Below are 14,535 nucleotides of genomic sequence, written 5' to 3' on the forward strand. Positions count from 1 at the left end.
GCGTGCGCCCCTACGTCAAGACGTCTCCCGGGCTTCGATGCCATGGGCGGGCGCCGGGTGCCGGATTCCGTGGACGACCGCGACGGCCGCGGCGAGCCACGCGCCGACCGCGACGATCACGAAGCACAGCACGTACGCGTGCAGCTGCGGTACGCCGGGCAGCGCCGGGATCGTCTCGCCGGTCAGCACGGCCGCGGTGACGGCGGCCGAGACGCTGCCGCCCGCCGTACGGACGAGGGAGTTGATGCCGCTCGCGATGCCGCTCTGGTCCATCGGCACGTGCTGCACGGCCAGCGTGCCGAGCGCGGCGTACGCGACGCCGAAGCCGATGCCCTGGACGGCGCTGAAGCCCAGCATGTCGTACGCGTGTGAGTGGGAGAGGGCGAGCCAGAGGTAGCTGAGCCCGGCGAACACCGAGCCGATCGCGAGGGAGTTCGCCGCGCCGATCCGCTGCGCGATGCGGCCGGCCAGCGCCGAGCAGACGAGCATGGTGACCGTGCTGGGCAGCATGTACAGGCCGACGTCCAGCACGTCGCCGCCCAGGCCGTAGCCGACCGAGCGGGGTGTCTGCACGAACGTGGAGATCAGCGTGAACGCCGCGAACATCGAGAAGCCGAGCAGCATCGAGGCGAAGTTCGCCGACAGTGACTGGCGGCCGATGAGCAGCCCCAGCCGGACGAGCGGCTGGCGCACCCGCAGTTCGACCAGTACCCATACGGCGGTCAGCACGGCCGCGGCGGCGAACAGCCCCACCACGCCGCCAGAGGACCAGCCCCAGTCGTTGCCCTCGCTGATCGCCAGCAGCAGGCAGACGAGCAGGCCGGCCAGCAGGGCCGCGCCGAGGTAGTCGGGCCGTCCGCCGGTGCGCCCGCCGATGTCGCGGGCGCTCAGCACGACCATCACCAGCCCGGCGGCGGCGAGGGCCGCGGCGATCCAGAACTCCGGCCGGTAGCTGGAGGTGTGGTCGGCGATCAAGCCGGTCACGATCATGCCCATGCTGCCGCCGACACCCATCGTGGCGCTGACGATGCCGATGCCGGAGGTCACCTTCGCCGGGGGGAAACTGTCCCGGATCATGCCGATGGCCAGCGGGATCAGGGCCGACGAGGTGCCCTGCAGGGCGCGGCCGGCGATGAGCACCGGGAGGGACCCGGACAGCGCGCAGACGATCGAGCCGGCCAGAAGCAGGCCCATCGTGACGAGGATGAGGTTCTTCTTGCCGTACATGTCCCCGAGCCGCGACAGCAGGGGAGTGGCGACCGCGCCGGCGAGGAGCGAGGCGGTGAACACCCAGGTGACCGAGCCGACCGAGGTCTGGAAGTGCCGCATCAGCTGGGGAAGGAGCGGCAGTACGAGCGTCTGCTGGACCGACACCACCATCCCGGACACGGACAGGGCCAGCAACGTCAGCCCGGTATGGGTTCTCGCGCCGTCGGTGCGTGGTCTGGCGGCGATGTCGACCATCGGGGGGTCTCCTCCGGTATGCGGTTTTCGTCCATATCTTACTTACTTAAGTTAAGTAAGTATTAACTAGAATGAACTCCATGACCGCTCCCGAAGACGTGATCGAGATCGAGCGGGCCCTCACCCGGATCGCGCACCTTCTCACGCGCGCCCGGCAGCACGACCGCATCGTGGGGGAGGCGGGAGTCGCCGTCGACCGGGCGAGCGCGCCGCTGCTGCGCGCCCTCGCGGACGCGCCGGGGCCGGTACGCATGGGCGCCCTCGCCGACCGGCTCGCCGTCGAGGCGCCCCACGTGACCCGGCAGGTGCAGCGCCTCCAACGCGCCGGTTTCGTCGAACGCGTCCCCGACCCCGACGACGGACGGGCCCAGCTCGTCCGCATCACCGCCGAGGGCGCGCACGCGGTGGAGTGCCTCCGGGCGGTGATCCGCCGCCGCATGGCCGAGGCCCTGGCGGCCTGGTCGGAGGAGGACCGCCACGACCTGGCCGTGCTGTGCCACCGCATGGTCGACGACTTCCTGCGCCACGCCGAGGAACGTCACCTGCTCGGTCCCCGCCTCGGCTGAGACGCCGTGGAGGCGCGTGTCTCGCGCCTCCACGGCCCTCTCCTTCGTCAGACCGCCGCCCCGTCGGTGAACTCGACGTCGCAGCAGGAGACGAAGAACTCGCCGGTCATCCTGCCGTTGTCGTCGATCGGCCCGCCGTGGCCGCCCCAGATGTTGACGATGACGTGCCGGCCGACCTTGGGCGGGAGCGCCCCGGTGGTGTGGCGGGTGACGCCGGGATCGCCGTGAATCTCCGTCATGAACGGGGTCGGCTCAAAGTCCTCCCAGGTCAGCGGCGTGCTGGGATCCCAGTCGTCCCGGGTGACGAACCACTGGTGCGTCCAGGTCTCACCGATGTGGTGGGCGGTGAAGGCGTACGAGAAGGCGTACTCGCCGGCCGAGGACGGCAGTGTGGCGGCCGGCCAGTCGCCGACCAGGTCGAGTCCGGCGAATGCGGGGTTGGCGGCCGAGGCGATGTCACCGCCGCGAAAGAACTTGCGGTATTCGAGGTAGGAGCCGTTCCACGGCGGATCGGCCTTCATCGCCTCCGCCGGCGGGACGACCTCCTGCCAGGTACGGCTGGTGTTCAGCTGCCGTGCGCGTTCGCAGACCTCGGCGGGATCGTTGTCGCGGATCGCCCGTACGGCGCGGCTGGGAGGCGAACCGGCGCTTCCGTGCCGGGTGTTCCCGCGCGGCGGCGCGGCGGTCCGTGGCCCGCGGATCGGGTCGACGTACGGACGGCTGTCGCCCGAGCGGACGGCGACGGCGACCTCGTTGGTGAACGCGCTCCAGGAACCGTCGGAGAGCCTGGCACGGACCTTGACCCGGTACTGCGGGTAGGGGTGGGCGCCCAGGCAGACCCAGTGAGTACGGGCCAGCTGCCAGCCCGGTGCCCAGGCCGGCCAGTACAGCACGGCGGTCTGCCTGATCTGCCCGTCATTGAGCCAGACCTCGTAGTAGTGCGGATAGGGGGCGTCGCCGTCGTTCCAGTCGGCCGGAGGAGGCCAGTCCGCGCCGTCGTTGTCGCCGACGGTCCAGGACAGCTGGACGCCGTACAGGGTCACGTCACCGTCGGTGCGATGGGCGGCCGTGGCGCGGAGGGTGTGCGGTGCCACGACCTCTGGGAGGGTTTCGGTCATCCGATCGCGTTCCTTGTCTGCCGGTTCGGTCGGGTCCGACGGAGTCGCCTGGGGTCTCGCCGCGAGCGAGGGGCCCGGCAGCGGGTTGTGACGCCGCGGCTGATGCGGCATGCGAATGACGCCACGGCCACGCCCGTCGTCCGGTTCCCCGTCTCGCCGCGAGGACGAGCCGTCACCCTCAGTATCCGTGCGAGCGCGTTGCGTGTCGACGGGAAGGCGCTCTTTCACCGCCTGCGACACCGAAGCCTTCGGGACCTGCGGGGGTTGTCCACAGCCGGGCAGGGCGTACTTCCGCCGGGGGAAACCGCCCTGGACAATGGGAGTGGGGTGGAGCCCCCAGGGCGGGCGGGGCGTCCGCTACGGCGGGGCGTCCGCTACGGCGGGGCGTCCGCTACGGCGGGGCGTCCGCTACGGCGGGGCGTCCGCTACGGCGGGGCCTTCGGCGGCGGGGCTGGTGCTGTCGGCGGAATGTTCGTTGCCGGTGGGTCTGGCGTGTTGCTCGTAGGGAGTTCGCTGCGACGGGTCGGAAGAGAGGGCCGTCGCCGTCTGTTGCGGGTGGCGGCGGATCAGGCCAGGAAGTCGAAGCGCGTTCCGGACCGCATGGTGCGGAAGGCGAGCCAGGCCAGTGCCAGGTCCTGCCACGGCAGGCCGACCGGCGCGTACACGGTCACCTCCGCATCGCTCGCGCGGCCGGTCGTGCCGTCGAGGATCTCGCTCAGCGTCCCGGCCGCGTCCGCGGCGTCCAGGCCCGCGTTGCCCAGTGCGCCCATCTCCAGCGACAGCGCCACGTCGTCGACGAACACCCGGCTCGTCCGCAGCAGGTCCGCGGCGAGTTCGGCCTTGCCCGGCTCGTCCGCGCCGAGGGAGGTCACGTGCGTGCCCGGCGCGACGTCGTCGCCGCGGAGGACCGGTTCCCGCGACCAGGTGGCGGTGACGACGATCTCCGCCGTCGAGAGCTCCGCTCGCGTCACGGGCCGGCCGCCGTGCCGCGCGGCGAACGTCTCCGCGCGTGCCGGTTCGCGGTCGGTGACGAGCAGGTCGTGCACCGGACGCAGCCGGCGCAGCCCGCGGATCACCAGGTCGGCCTGGGCGCCCGCGCCGATGACCGCGACCGTGCTCGCGTCCGCACGGGCCAGCACGTGCGTGCCCAGGGCCGCCGCGAGGCCGGTCCGGTACGCGGTGACGGTCGCCGAGTCCAGCAGCGCCAGGAGCTCCCCGGTCGCCAGGTCGTGCAGGCACACGACACCGCGCAGGGCCGGGTTCGCGGTGGGGAACTTGGCGTTCACCTTCACCGTGTACGCGGGCACGCCGTCGAGCAGCCCGGGGATGAGGGCGGTGGCGGTGCCCGGGCCGGGCAGGTCGGTGCGGACCCGAAGCGGCCGAACGGCGGAAGCCGACGCGAAGAACCCGGCGCGCAGTGCCTCCAGGCACGCGTCCGGCTCCAGGAGTTCCGTCAGCTCGGTGCGGTTGAGCAGGAGTGTCACGTGGCTGATCCTGGCAGCGATGGTGCCAGGTGTGGAATGCGTCTATTCGTGATCATGAATGCCGCGCGCGCAGCGGCGACAGTCGTGCGTTCGGCTTTTGGGTCGGTGTGGTTGAGCAGGACGGCTGGTCCTGGCAGTGGTGTCGCCGGGTGTGGCGTGCGTCTGTTCGTGATCATGAATGCCGCGCGCGCAGCGGCCGCAGGCGGGCGTTCGGCTTTTGGGTCGGTGTGGTTGAGCAGGACGGTTGATCCTGGCAGTGGTGTCGCCGCGTGTGGCCTGACTCTGTCCGTGAGCATGCGCGCAGCGGCCGCAGGCGCGTGTTCTTTTCGGCTCGGTGGTCGAGCGGGACTGCCACGTCGCCGATCCTCAAGGCGGTGGCGCCACGTGTGCCGGTTCGCGGTTACGGATCTCCCGTTCGCGGTGCCTCCAGTCTCAGCCGAGTGGGAGCGTCGCGTCGCTGATCTTCGGCAGCGGTGTCGCCGTGCGTGGCGCGTGTCCGTTCGCGGTCATAGATTTCAGTGCATGGACACCCGACGCCGCGTGCCGCGTACCGACGCCGTGCTCGCTGATTCGCGTCTCGTCGAGGCGGCCGGACGGCTGGGGCGGGGCATCGTCAAGGCGGCCGTCAACCGGGCGCAGGAACGCGCCCGCGCCGGTGAGATTCCCGCCGAGGACGTCGTCGACGCGGCCGTGGCCGAGCTGCCCGCGACGGCGGCGACCCTGCGGCCCGTGATCAACGCCACCGGCGTCCTCCTGCACACCAACCTGGGCCGCGCGCCTCTGTCCGAGGCCGCGCGCGTGGCGCTGGCCGAGGCGGCGGGCTGCACCGACGTGGAGTTCGACCTGGAGACCGGCGGGCGCGGCCGGCGCGGGCGCGGCACGCTCGCCGCCCTCGCCGCCGCGTGTCCGGCGGCCGAGGCGGTGCACGTGGTGAACAACAACGCCGCGGCGCTCGTGCTCGTCGCCACCGCCCTCGCCCAGGGCCGGGAGATCGTCATCAGCCGGGGCGAGATGGTGGAGATCGGCGACGGCTTCCGGCTGCCCGAGCTGCTGGCCTCGACCGGCGCGCGCCTGCGTGAGGTGGGTACCACCAACCGTACGACCGCCGCCGACTACGCCGAGGCGGTCGGCCCGGACACCGGCTTCGTGCTCAAGGTGCATCCCTCCAACTTCCGGATCGAGGGGTTCACCGCGGAGGCGCCGGTACGGAGCCTGACCGGCCTGGGCGTGCCCGTCGTGGCCGACATCGGCTCCGGTCTGCTCGCGCCCGAACCGCTGCTGCCCGCCGAGCCCGACGCCGCGACGGCGCTGACCGAGGGCGCCGACCTGGTCACCGCCAGCGGGGACAAGCTTCTCGGCGGCCCGCAGGCGGGGCTGCTGCTCGGCCGGTCGGCGCTGGTCGAACGCCTGCGGCGGCATCCCCTCGCGCGGGCGTTGCGCGTCGACAAGCTCACCCTCGCCGCGTTGGAGGCCTCGCTGCGCGGGCCGGAACCGCCGGCCGTGCGGGCCCTGCACGCCGACCCGGTCATCGTCCGCGAGCGGGCGGGGCTGCTCGCCAAGGAGCTCACCGGCCACGACGCGCGGGTCGTCGACTCGGTCGCCCGGGTCGGGGGCGGTGGCGCGCCCGGCGTGGAGTTGCCGAGCGCGGCCGTCAGCCTCCCGGGGGACTGCGCCGTGCCGCTGCGCCACGCCGGCATCGTGGGCCGGGTCGAGGACGGCCGCGTGCTACTGGACCTGCGCGCGGTCCCGACCGAGCTGGATCCGGCCGATCTCGCCGCCCGTGTGCGCGACGTTCTCGGGGAGCGCTGATGCACGTCGTCGCGACCGCGGGCCACGTCGACCACGGCAAGTCCACCCTCGTCCGGCTGCTCACCGGGATGGAGCCCGACCGCTGGGCCGAGGAGCGCCGCCGCGGCATGACGATCGACCTCGGGTTCGCCTGGACGGGCCTGGAGGCGGGGGAGCGGCTGGCGTTCGTGGACGTCCCCGGGCACGAGCGGTTCGTCACGAACATGCTGGCCGGGGTCGGCCCGGTCCCGGCCGTCATGATCGTCGTGGCGGCGGACGAGGGCTGGATGCCGCAGTCCGCCGAGCACCTGGCCGCCGTCGACGCGCTGGGTGTACGGCACGGGCTGCTCGTCGTCACCCGCTGCGACCGCGCCGACCCGGCGGAGGCCCTCGCGCAGGCGCGGGCCGAGATCGCCCGCACCTCCCTGGGCGACGTCGAGGCGGTCACCGTCAGCGGCGCCACCGGCGAAGGGCTGCCGGACCTGCGCGCCGCGCTCGGCCGTCTCGTCGCCCGCCTGCCCGCCCCCGACCCGGACGCCCCCGTGCGCGTCTGGGTCGACCGCGCGTTCACCATCAAGGGCAGTGGCACGGTCGTCACCGGCACCCTGCCCGCGGGCACCGTACGCTCCGGCGGCGAACTCCTCCTCGACGGCCGCCCGGTCCGCGTACGCGGGCTGCAGACGCTGAAGGAGAACGCCGCCGAGGTCTCCGCCGTCGCCCGCGTCGCGATCAACCTGCGTGGCGTCGAGCGTGACGAGGTGTTCCGCGGCATGGCGCTGCACGCCGGCGAGTGGACGGTCACCGGCCTCGTCGACGTCCGGGTGGAGGACGCCGCCCGGCTGCCGCGCGAGCCGATCCTGCACATCGGCTCGGCCGCCGTGCCCGTACGCCTGCGCCCGCTGGGCGACGACGCGGCGCGGCTCACGCTCACCCGGCCCCTGCCGCTGCACGTCGGCGACCGGCTGCTGCTGCGCGACCCCGGCGCCCGCCGGGTCACCGGCGCGGACGTTCTCGACGTGCGCCCGCCGGCCCTGCGGCGGCGTGGCGCGGCGGCCGCCCGCGCCCGCGAGCTGGCCGCCGGCGTGCCCGGCGCCGCGGAGCTGGTGCGCAGGCACGGCCTGATCCGCCGGTCCGAGCTGGTCGCGATGGGCGTGCGGCCCGAGGGCGCGCCGGTGGCGGGCGACTGGCTCGCCGATCCCGCCCACTGGGCGTCCCTCCGCCGCCGGCTCGGCGAAGAGGTCGCGCGGCACGCCGAGGCAGACCCGCTGGCACCCGGCCTGCCGGTCGAGGCCGCCCGTTCCCTGCTGAACCTGCCCGACCGGCGGCTCGTGGACGCGCTCGCCGGCCCGCCGCTGCGCCTGGAGTCCGGCCGCGTGCACGCCGGCGACGCCGCGGGCCTGCCCGCCGCGGTCGCCGACGCCGTACGGCGGCTGCGCGCCGACCTGGAGGGCGCCCCGTTCCGCGCGCCGGAGGCCGACCGGCTCGCCGAGCTGGGGCTCACCGGACGCGCCCTCGGAGCGGCCGTGCGGTCCGGGGCGCTGTTGCGCGTCGCCGAGGGCGTCGTGCTGCTGGCGGGCGCCGACGACCGGGCGGCGCGCGTCCTCGCGTCGCTGCCGCAGCCGTTCACGGTCAGCGAGGCACGCAGGGCCCTCGACACCAGCCGCCGTGTGGCCGTGCCCCTGCTCGAACACCTGGACCGCCGCGGGCTCACCGTCCGCACCGGCGACCGCCGTACGCTCCGGGCCGGGGGAGGGCCCGCCGGGGGCCTCTGACACGATGGCCGGGCGGCGAAGGGAGACACATGGCCGAAGAGCTCGCGGCACTCGACGTGCGGCACGACGAGGAGAAGAAGCGGTACGAGGCGTGGTCCGGCGAGACGCTCGCCGGGGTGGCCTACTACCGGGAGCGGGCCGACCGCACGATCTTCACCCACACGGAGGTCGAGGCGGCCTTCGAGGGCAAGGGCGTCGGCAAGGCACTGGCGGCCGCCGCGCTCGACGACACCGTGCGCCGCGGCCGGGTGATCGTCCCGCTGTGCCCGTTCATCGCCGGCTACCTGCGCAAGCATCCCGAGTACGAGGAGCACGTCCGCTGGCCCGAAGGCGCGGGATGAGCGACCTGGACGCTCGTCCGGCGGTCACCGAGGGCGCGGTGCTGGAGCTCTACGAGTCCCGGCAGGTGCCCCTCGGCGGTGTTCGCGGCATGCGGGTGGACCGCCTGCTGCCGCACCGGTCGCTGCCCACCGTCGGCGGCTGGTGCTTCCTCGACCGGTTCGGCCCGCAGCGCACCGACATGCGCGTGCTGCCCCATCCGCACACCGGCCTGCAGACGGTCACCTGGCCCCTGCGTGGTGAGATCAGGCACCGCGACAGCCTGGGCAACGACGTGCTCCTGCGCCCGGGGCAGCTGAACCTCATGACCGCGGGCCACGGCGTGTCCCACTCGGAGTTCTCCGTCGGTGAGTCGCCGCTGCTGGACGCCCTCCAGCTCTGGCTGGCGCTGCCCGCGGACCGCGCGGCCATCGAGGCCGGGTTCGAGCAGCACACCGAGCTGCCCGTGTACGAGGACGGCGGCCTGCGGGCGACCGTCTTCGCCGGCGCGCTCGGCGGCACGGTCTCGCCCGCCACCGTGTACACGCCGCTCGTCGGCGCCGACCTGGCACTCGCCGCCGGGACCGTCGCGAGCGTGCCGCTGCGCCGTGACTTCGAACACGGCCTGCTGGTCCTGTCCGGTGAGCTGGAGGTCGCCGGGACGCGTCTGGCCGCGGGCCCGCTGCTGTACCTCGGCACCGGCCGTGACGACGTGACCGTCTCGGCCACCGCCGAGGCGCGTGCCGTCCTGCTCGGCGGCGAGCCGTTCCCCGACGACCTGGTCATGTGGTGGAACTTCGTCGGCCGCGACCACGAGGAGATCGCCGCCGCCCGCGCCGAATGGGAGGACGGCGACCGGTTCGGCACGGTCCCCGGCCACGGAGGGGAGCGCATCCCCGCACCGGTCCTGCCCGCCGTACGCCTGCGCCCCCGGAGCCGCCGCCCTCGTTGACCTCGACCGCGCCCCGGTCGCAGGGAACGAATGGTCGCGAGAGTCCGGGTCTTCCCGGTCGGGAGGAATCACCTCCAAGGAGCGCCGCACCACCGGGAACGCCTTCAGGAGCGGCGCATCGTGAGCCACCGGCGCAACAGCCAGACGCCGGCGGCGGCGGCCGTGCCGGACACCAGCCAGATCAGCGGCTCCCCGGACGCCACGGCCAGAGTCGCCGCCCATGCCGCCTGAAGGAGCACGATGATCGCGCCGATCAGGAGAATCGCGGCCTGTGCCCTTGGCGTCGTATTCATTCCTCGTGTGACGGCCGCGCGTCCTCCGGGGTTCCCGGTGCGGCCCCTGACACCGGTGGGAACGGACGGCTTGTTGATCATCAGCGGTTCGTCGTTGGCGACCTGCGAGGTGCCGTTGTCGGTGATCACGCGGGGGACGGCTTCAGCGCGGCTTCGCGGACGTCGGCGCGGCGCGGCGCGGCAAAACCAGTTGAAACGGGTGATCATTTTCTGGCGTCATAGTCACGGCACACCGGATGTTTCGGAGAGGAGATGGTGATGCCGTACACGATGCGAGGCGGTCACGTCCCGATCCGTATCTGGACCGATCCCGCCGAGGTCGAGGCGAGTGCGCTCGACCAGCTGCGCAACGTAGCGAACCTGCCCTGGGTGCACGGCATGGCGGTCATGCCGGACGTGCACTACGGCAAGGGCGCGACGGTCGGCTCGGTCATCGCGATGCGCGACGCCGTGGCCCCGGCCGCGGTCGGCGTGGACATCGGCTGCGGGATGACCGCGGTCCGGTCCAGCCTCACCGTCGACGACCTGCCCGATGACCTGAGCCGCCTGCGCGCCAAGATCGAGAAGGCCGTGCCGGTCGGGCGCGGTGCGCACAAGACGGCCGTGGACCCCTCGGCCGTGCCGGGCCTGAAGGAACGCGGCTGGTACGAGTTCTGGCAGGGCTACGACGAGCTGGCGCCGATCGCCCGGTCCCGCCGGGGCCGCGCGACGTCCCAGCTCGGCACGCTCGGGTCGGGCAACCACTTCCTGGAGGTGTGCGCGGACGACGAGGGCGCGGTGTGGGTCGTGCTCCACTCGGGCTCGCGCAACATCGGCAAGGAGCTGGCCGAGTACCACATCGAGGCCGCGATGCGGCTGCCGCACAACCAGGACCTGCCGGACCGCGACCTGGCGGTGTTCCTGAGCGGGACGCGCAAGATGGAGGAGTACCGCCGGGACCTGTTCTGGGCGCAGGACTACGCGCGGCGCAACCGCGCCGTGATGATGGCGCTCACCCAGAACGTCATCACACGATACTTCGCCGGCAAGCGGGTCCGCTGGGACGACATCATCTCCTGCCACCACAACTACGTGGCGGAGGAGACCTACGACGGTGTCGAGCTGCTCGTCACCCGCAAGGGCGCGATCCGCGCGGGCGACGGCGACCTCGGCATCATCCCGGGCTCCATGGCGACGGGCACCTACATCGTCCGCGGCCTCGGCAGCGAGAAGTCCTTCAACTCCGCGTCGCACGGCGCGGGCCGCAGGATGAGCCGTAACCGGGCCAAGAAGTCCTTCACGGTCGACGACCTGATCGAGCAGACGCGGGGCGTCGAGTGCCGCAAGGACTCGGGTGTCATCGACGAGATCCCCGGCGCGTACAAGGACATCGAGTCGGTGATCGAGGCGCAGACCGACCTCGTGGAGGTCGTGGCTCACCTGCGCCAGCTCGTCTGCGTCAAGGGTTGACCGGCGGCGGCGCCCCGCCCGGGGCGCCGCCGCCGTCGTTCACCCACCGACGTGGCGTGCGGCGAACGCGGTGACGTCCGCCAGGACCTCGTCCTTGTTCGTCTCGTTGAAGACCTCGTGCCGGGCGTCCGGGTAGAGGATCTCGGTCAGGTCGTCGCCGCGGATCTGCTCGACGCCGATGCGTGTCTCGCGCAACGGGACCAGCTCGTCGGCCTCCCCATGCACCCACAGGGTCGGCAGGGCGCCGAGCCGCCCGCCGCCGGCGATCGCCGACAGGCAGTGGTCGAACGCCTTCACCGTCGTGGGCTTGAACGGGCCGTGCCACACGAGCGGGTCGGCGGCGTACGCCTCGCCGACCGCCGGATCACGGGACAGCGTCGCCGTGTCGATCGGGTCGTCGGGGATCTCCTCCACGCCGAGCAGCGCCGTGATCGCCCCCCACGGTCCCAGGACCGGCCCGGACAGCACGAGGGCCGCCAGCCCGTCGCCGTGGTGCTGCGCGTAGCGGGCCGCGATCATGCCGCCCATGGAGTGCCCGATCAGCACGACGGGCAGCCCGGGGTGGCGCTCGCGCGCGTGCTCCTCGACGGTGTGCAGGTCGGCGACGATCTCCTCGAAGTCGTGGACCAGGACCCGCTCGCCGCCCGACTTGCCGTGCCCGAGATGGTCCGGTCCGTACACCACCGCGCCGTGCCGCAGCAGCGTGTCCGCGACGTACTCGTACCGCCCGATGTGCTCTCCGTAGCCGTGCGCCAGCAGCGCCACCCACCGCGGGGAGCCGGCGGGCCACTCGCGGGCGGTGATGCGTTCGCGCGCACCGGTGAAGTCCCATTCCATGCCCGCCATGATCGTTGTCCCGGCCGGGGAACACCAGACCCGCCGTCGCGGTTCCGGTACGGCATAGGCTGAAGGGATCAGCGGCTATTCAAGGGGGAACGTTCCTTGCTGGTGGACGGCTACGGCCGGGTCGCGACCGATCTGCGGGTCTCGCTCACCGACCGCTGTAATCTCCGCTGCACTTACTGCATGCCGCCGGAAGGCCTCGACTGGCTGCCCAAGCCGGAGCTGCTCACCGACGACGAACTGGTCCGCCTCGTACGCATCGGCGTCGAGCGGCTCGGCGTCACCGAGGTCCGCTACACCGGCGGCGAGCCCCTCCTGCGGCGGGGCCTCGTCGACATCGTCGCGCGGACGTCCGCGCTGGGCGCGGAGATCTCGCTGACCACCAACGGCATCGGGCTGGCCCGGCTGGCCGCCCCGCTCGCCGAGGCCGGGCTGCACCGCGTCAACGTGTCGCTCGACACCCTCGACCGCGAGACGTTCAAGCGGCTCGCGCACCGCGACCGGCTCCCGGACGTGCTCGACGGGATGGCCGCGGCCGAGCGCGCCGGCCTGCGCCCGGTCAAGGTCAACGCCGTGCTCATGCGCGAGATCAACGACGCGGACGCCGTGCCGCTGCTGCGGTTCTGCCTCGAGAAGGGGTACGAACTGCGCTTCATCGAGCAGATGCCCCTCGACGCCCAGCACGGCTGGCGGCGCGAGGGCATGATCACGGCCGACGAGATCCTCGACCGCCTCTCGGCCGCCTTCGACCTGACGCCCGAGCCCGACGAGGCGCGCGGCAGCGCCCCCGCCGAGCGGTTCGTCGTCGACGGCGGCCCGGCGACGGTCGGCGTCATCGGCTCGGTGACCCGGCCGTTCTGTGGGGCCTGCGACCGGGTACGGCTGACCGCGGACGGCCAGATCCGCAACTGCCTGTTCGCCCGCGAGGAGTCCGACCTGCGCGACGCGATGCGCGCGGGCGCCTCGGACGAGGAGCTGGCGTCCCGCTGGCGCGCCGCCGTCGCGACGAAGCGGCCGGGACACGGCATCGATGATCCGAGTTTCCTGCAGCCGGCACGTCCGATGTCCGCCATCGGCGGGTAGAAAGGACCCGTGACCGAGCGAACCGGCAGGGACAGCACTTTGGGCGCCGGACCGACGAAGGAGGTGCCGTGACCGAGGGAACGGGTGGGCGCAGCACCTTGGTCGCGGTGTCGACGAAGGAGGTGCTGTGACCGAGCGAAGCGAGGGAACCAGCAAGCACAGCACCTTGGTCGCGGTGCCGACGAAGGAGGCGCCGTGACCGAACAGCCGCAGGAGCATCGGGTCGAGATCACGGTCCCGCCGGACCACGAGGTCGGAGCGCACGCGAGCTTCGCCTCCGTCTGGCGTACCCAGGACTCCTTCGTGATCGACTTCTCCACCGAGGTACGTCCCTCCGAGGTGGCCGAGGACCCGGACAGCGGCACCCGCTACCTCCACGTGCCGGCGCGTGTGGTCGCCCGCGTCCGCATCCCGCCCACCCAGGTCTGGGAACTGATGAAGTCACTGGAGCAGAACCTCAGCGCGTACGAGCGGGAGAACGCCAAGAGCGCTCATGACGACCAGTGATCCGGAGCCGTACGACGCCGTGGTGCTCGCCGGTGGGGGAGCGCGGCGGCTCGCCGGAGCCGACAAGCCCGGCGTGGTGGTCGGGGGCCGTCCGCTGGTCGCGTGGGTCGGTGCGGCGGTGGCCTCCGCGGAGCGGATCGTTCTGGTCGGCCCGGCCCGTCCCGAACTGCCGGAGGCGATCGTCGTCCGCGAGGATCCGCCCGGCGGCGGACCGGTGCCCGCGCTGCGAGCCGGGCTGACGCGGGTTCGGGCGCCGTGGACGGCCGTTCTCGCCGCCGACCTGCCCTTCCTGCGGCCCGCGCACGTGGCCGGGCTGCTGCGTGAGGCGGCCGGCCGTACCGGGGCGGTGCTGGTCGACGCGGACGGCCGGCCGCAGTGGCTCGCCGGCGTCTGGCGGACCGCGGACCTGGCCGAGGCCCTCGCCGGCTACCGCTCGACGTCGCTGCGCGGTCTGATGGATCCCCTGGCGCCCCGTCTCGTACCGGCCCCGGAGGGCGAGGCGCCCTGGTACGACTGCGACACACCGTCGGACATCGCGACGGCGTCCCGGATGATCGGAGAGAACCGTGCTTGACGAGTGGATCCGAGCGGCGTGCGCCGAGCTCGGGATCGACCCGGCCGACATGCATCGCGACCTGATCCTCGACGTGGCTCGCGACGTCGCCCACGGCGTCGCGAGGCCCGCCGCCCCACTGACCGCCTACCTCATGGGCCTCGCCGTCGGCCGCGGCACTCCCGTACGGGACGCCGCCGCCCGCCTCACCGAGATGGCGGAGAACTGGCCTGACCGGTCGGCCTCCGGTGCCACGCCGCCTCCATCGGATTAGCTCGGACGCACGGGTGTAATCGCGCGATGACGTGGTAGGGGGGTGACAGAGGAACGACGATCCGGAGGCAG

The 14,535-nt window shown here is 73.0% G+C and carries 15 protein-coding genes; 10 read left to right on the plus strand and 5 right to left on the minus strand.

Translation table 11 applies throughout. From position 1 onward, the window contains the following. Positions 1–15: 15 nt before the first annotated feature. A complete protein-coding gene (locus ACQEV1_RS25515; RefSeq protein ID WP_433396563.1) occupies positions 16–1,464 on the minus strand; it encodes an MFS transporter in 1,449 nt (482 codons plus the stop codon). An 80-nt stretch (positions 1,465–1,544) separates the two neighbouring features. Here ACQEV1_RS25515 and ACQEV1_RS25520 point away from each other — a divergent pair, with 80 nt between their 5' ends. Beyond that, a complete protein-coding gene (locus ACQEV1_RS25520) occupies positions 1,545–2,030 on the plus strand; it encodes a MarR family winged helix-turn-helix transcriptional regulator (RefSeq protein ID WP_433396565.1) in 486 nt (161 codons plus the stop codon). A gap of 47 nt (positions 2,031–2,077) precedes the next feature. Here the strand turns inward: ACQEV1_RS25520 and ACQEV1_RS25525 are convergent, their stop codons facing one another. Beyond that, the gene (locus ACQEV1_RS25525) at positions 2,078–3,148 is read right to left on the minus strand and encodes a lytic polysaccharide monooxygenase auxiliary activity family 9 protein (RefSeq protein ID WP_285624768.1); all 1,071 of its coding nucleotides are present in this window, start codon (positions 3,146–3,148) and stop codon (positions 2,078–2,080) included. Between the two features lie 566 nt (positions 3,149–3,714). Beyond that, positions 3,715–4,632, minus strand: a complete 918-nt coding sequence (locus ACQEV1_RS25530) for an ornithine cyclodeaminase family protein (RefSeq protein ID WP_433396567.1) — start codon at positions 4,630–4,632, stop codon at positions 3,715–3,717. Positions 4,633–5,154: 522 nt separating this feature from the next. Between ACQEV1_RS25530 and selA the strand changes: the two genes are divergently transcribed. Genes selA through ACQEV1_RS25550 form a run of 4 tightly spaced genes read left to right on the plus strand, consistent with a single transcriptional unit; the run spans position 5,155 to position 9,462 of the window. After that, the gene (gene selA, locus ACQEV1_RS25535) at positions 5,155–6,441 is read left to right on the plus strand and encodes an L-seryl-tRNA(Sec) selenium transferase (protein WP_433396569.1); all 1,287 of its coding nucleotides are present in this window, start codon (positions 5,155–5,157) and stop codon (positions 6,439–6,441) included. After that, positions 6,441–8,192, plus strand: a complete 1,752-nt coding sequence (selB, locus tag ACQEV1_RS25540; RefSeq protein WP_433396571.1) for a selenocysteine-specific translation elongation factor — start codon at positions 6,441–6,443, stop codon at positions 8,190–8,192. The genes selA and selB overlap by 1 nt, the downstream gene beginning before the upstream one ends. 29 nt (positions 8,193–8,221) lie before the next feature. Then, a complete protein-coding gene (locus ACQEV1_RS25545; RefSeq protein WP_285583323.1) occupies positions 8,222–8,533 on the plus strand; it encodes a GNAT family N-acetyltransferase in 312 nt (103 codons plus the stop codon). Further along, entirely contained in the window at positions 8,530–9,462 is a 933-nt protein-coding gene (locus ACQEV1_RS25550; protein ID WP_433396573.1) for a pirin family protein, read from the plus strand. The genes ACQEV1_RS25545 and ACQEV1_RS25550 overlap by 4 nt, the downstream gene beginning before the upstream one ends. A 104-nt stretch (positions 9,463–9,566) precedes the next feature. On the opposite strand, the gene ACQEV1_RS25555 is transcribed toward ACQEV1_RS25550, so the two are convergent. Next, positions 9,567–9,962: a hypothetical protein gene (locus tag ACQEV1_RS25555; protein ID WP_433396575.1), complete on the minus strand. Its 396-nt coding sequence runs from the start codon at positions 9,960–9,962 to the stop codon at positions 9,567–9,569. 51 nt (positions 9,963–10,013) lie between these two features. Here ACQEV1_RS25555 and ACQEV1_RS25560 point away from each other — a divergent pair, with 51 nt between their 5' ends. Further along, positions 10,014–11,204 carry an RtcB family protein gene (locus ACQEV1_RS25560; protein ID WP_433396577.1) on the plus strand — a complete coding sequence of 397 codons (1,191 nt, stop codon included), beginning with the start codon at positions 10,014–10,016 and terminating at the stop codon, positions 11,202–11,204. Between the two features lie 39 nt (positions 11,205–11,243). On the opposite strand, the gene ACQEV1_RS25565 is transcribed toward ACQEV1_RS25560, so the two are convergent. Further along, a complete protein-coding gene (locus ACQEV1_RS25565; protein ID WP_433405969.1) occupies positions 11,244–12,053 on the minus strand; it encodes an alpha/beta hydrolase in 810 nt (269 codons plus the stop codon). Positions 12,054–12,146: 93 nt separating this feature from the next. On the opposite strand from ACQEV1_RS25565, the gene moaA reads away from it, so the two are divergent. The 4 genes from moaA to ACQEV1_RS25585 all read left to right on the plus strand — a co-directional run bounded on the left by moaA (position 12,147) and on the right by ACQEV1_RS25585 (position 14,464). Then, a complete protein-coding gene (gene moaA, locus ACQEV1_RS25570; protein WP_433396579.1) occupies positions 12,147–13,130 on the plus strand; it encodes a GTP 3',8-cyclase MoaA in 984 nt (327 codons plus the stop codon). A 195-nt stretch (positions 13,131–13,325) separates the two neighbouring features. Beyond that, on the plus strand, positions 13,326–13,637 hold the full coding sequence (locus tag ACQEV1_RS25575) for a DUF3467 domain-containing protein (protein ID WP_285583313.1): 312 nt from the start codon (positions 13,326–13,328) through the stop codon (positions 13,635–13,637). After that, positions 13,624–14,211, plus strand: coding sequence for a molybdenum cofactor guanylyltransferase (mobA, locus tag ACQEV1_RS25580; protein WP_433396581.1), 588 nt, complete (start codon positions 13,624–13,626; stop codon positions 14,209–14,211). The genes ACQEV1_RS25575 and mobA overlap by 14 nt, the downstream gene beginning before the upstream one ends. Then, the gene (locus ACQEV1_RS25585) at positions 14,204–14,464 is read left to right on the plus strand and encodes a DUF6457 domain-containing protein (RefSeq protein ID WP_433396583.1); all 261 of its coding nucleotides are present in this window, start codon (positions 14,204–14,206) and stop codon (positions 14,462–14,464) included. Before mobA ends, ACQEV1_RS25585 begins: the two co-directional genes overlap by 8 nt. The last annotated feature ends 71 nt before the right edge of the window (positions 14,465–14,535 follow it).

Source organism: Actinoallomurus sp. CA-142502, assembly GCF_050936355.1.
In the GTDB taxonomy this organism is placed as follows: domain Bacteria; phylum Actinomycetota; class Actinomycetes; order Streptosporangiales; family Streptosporangiaceae; genus Actinoallomurus; species Actinoallomurus iriomotensis.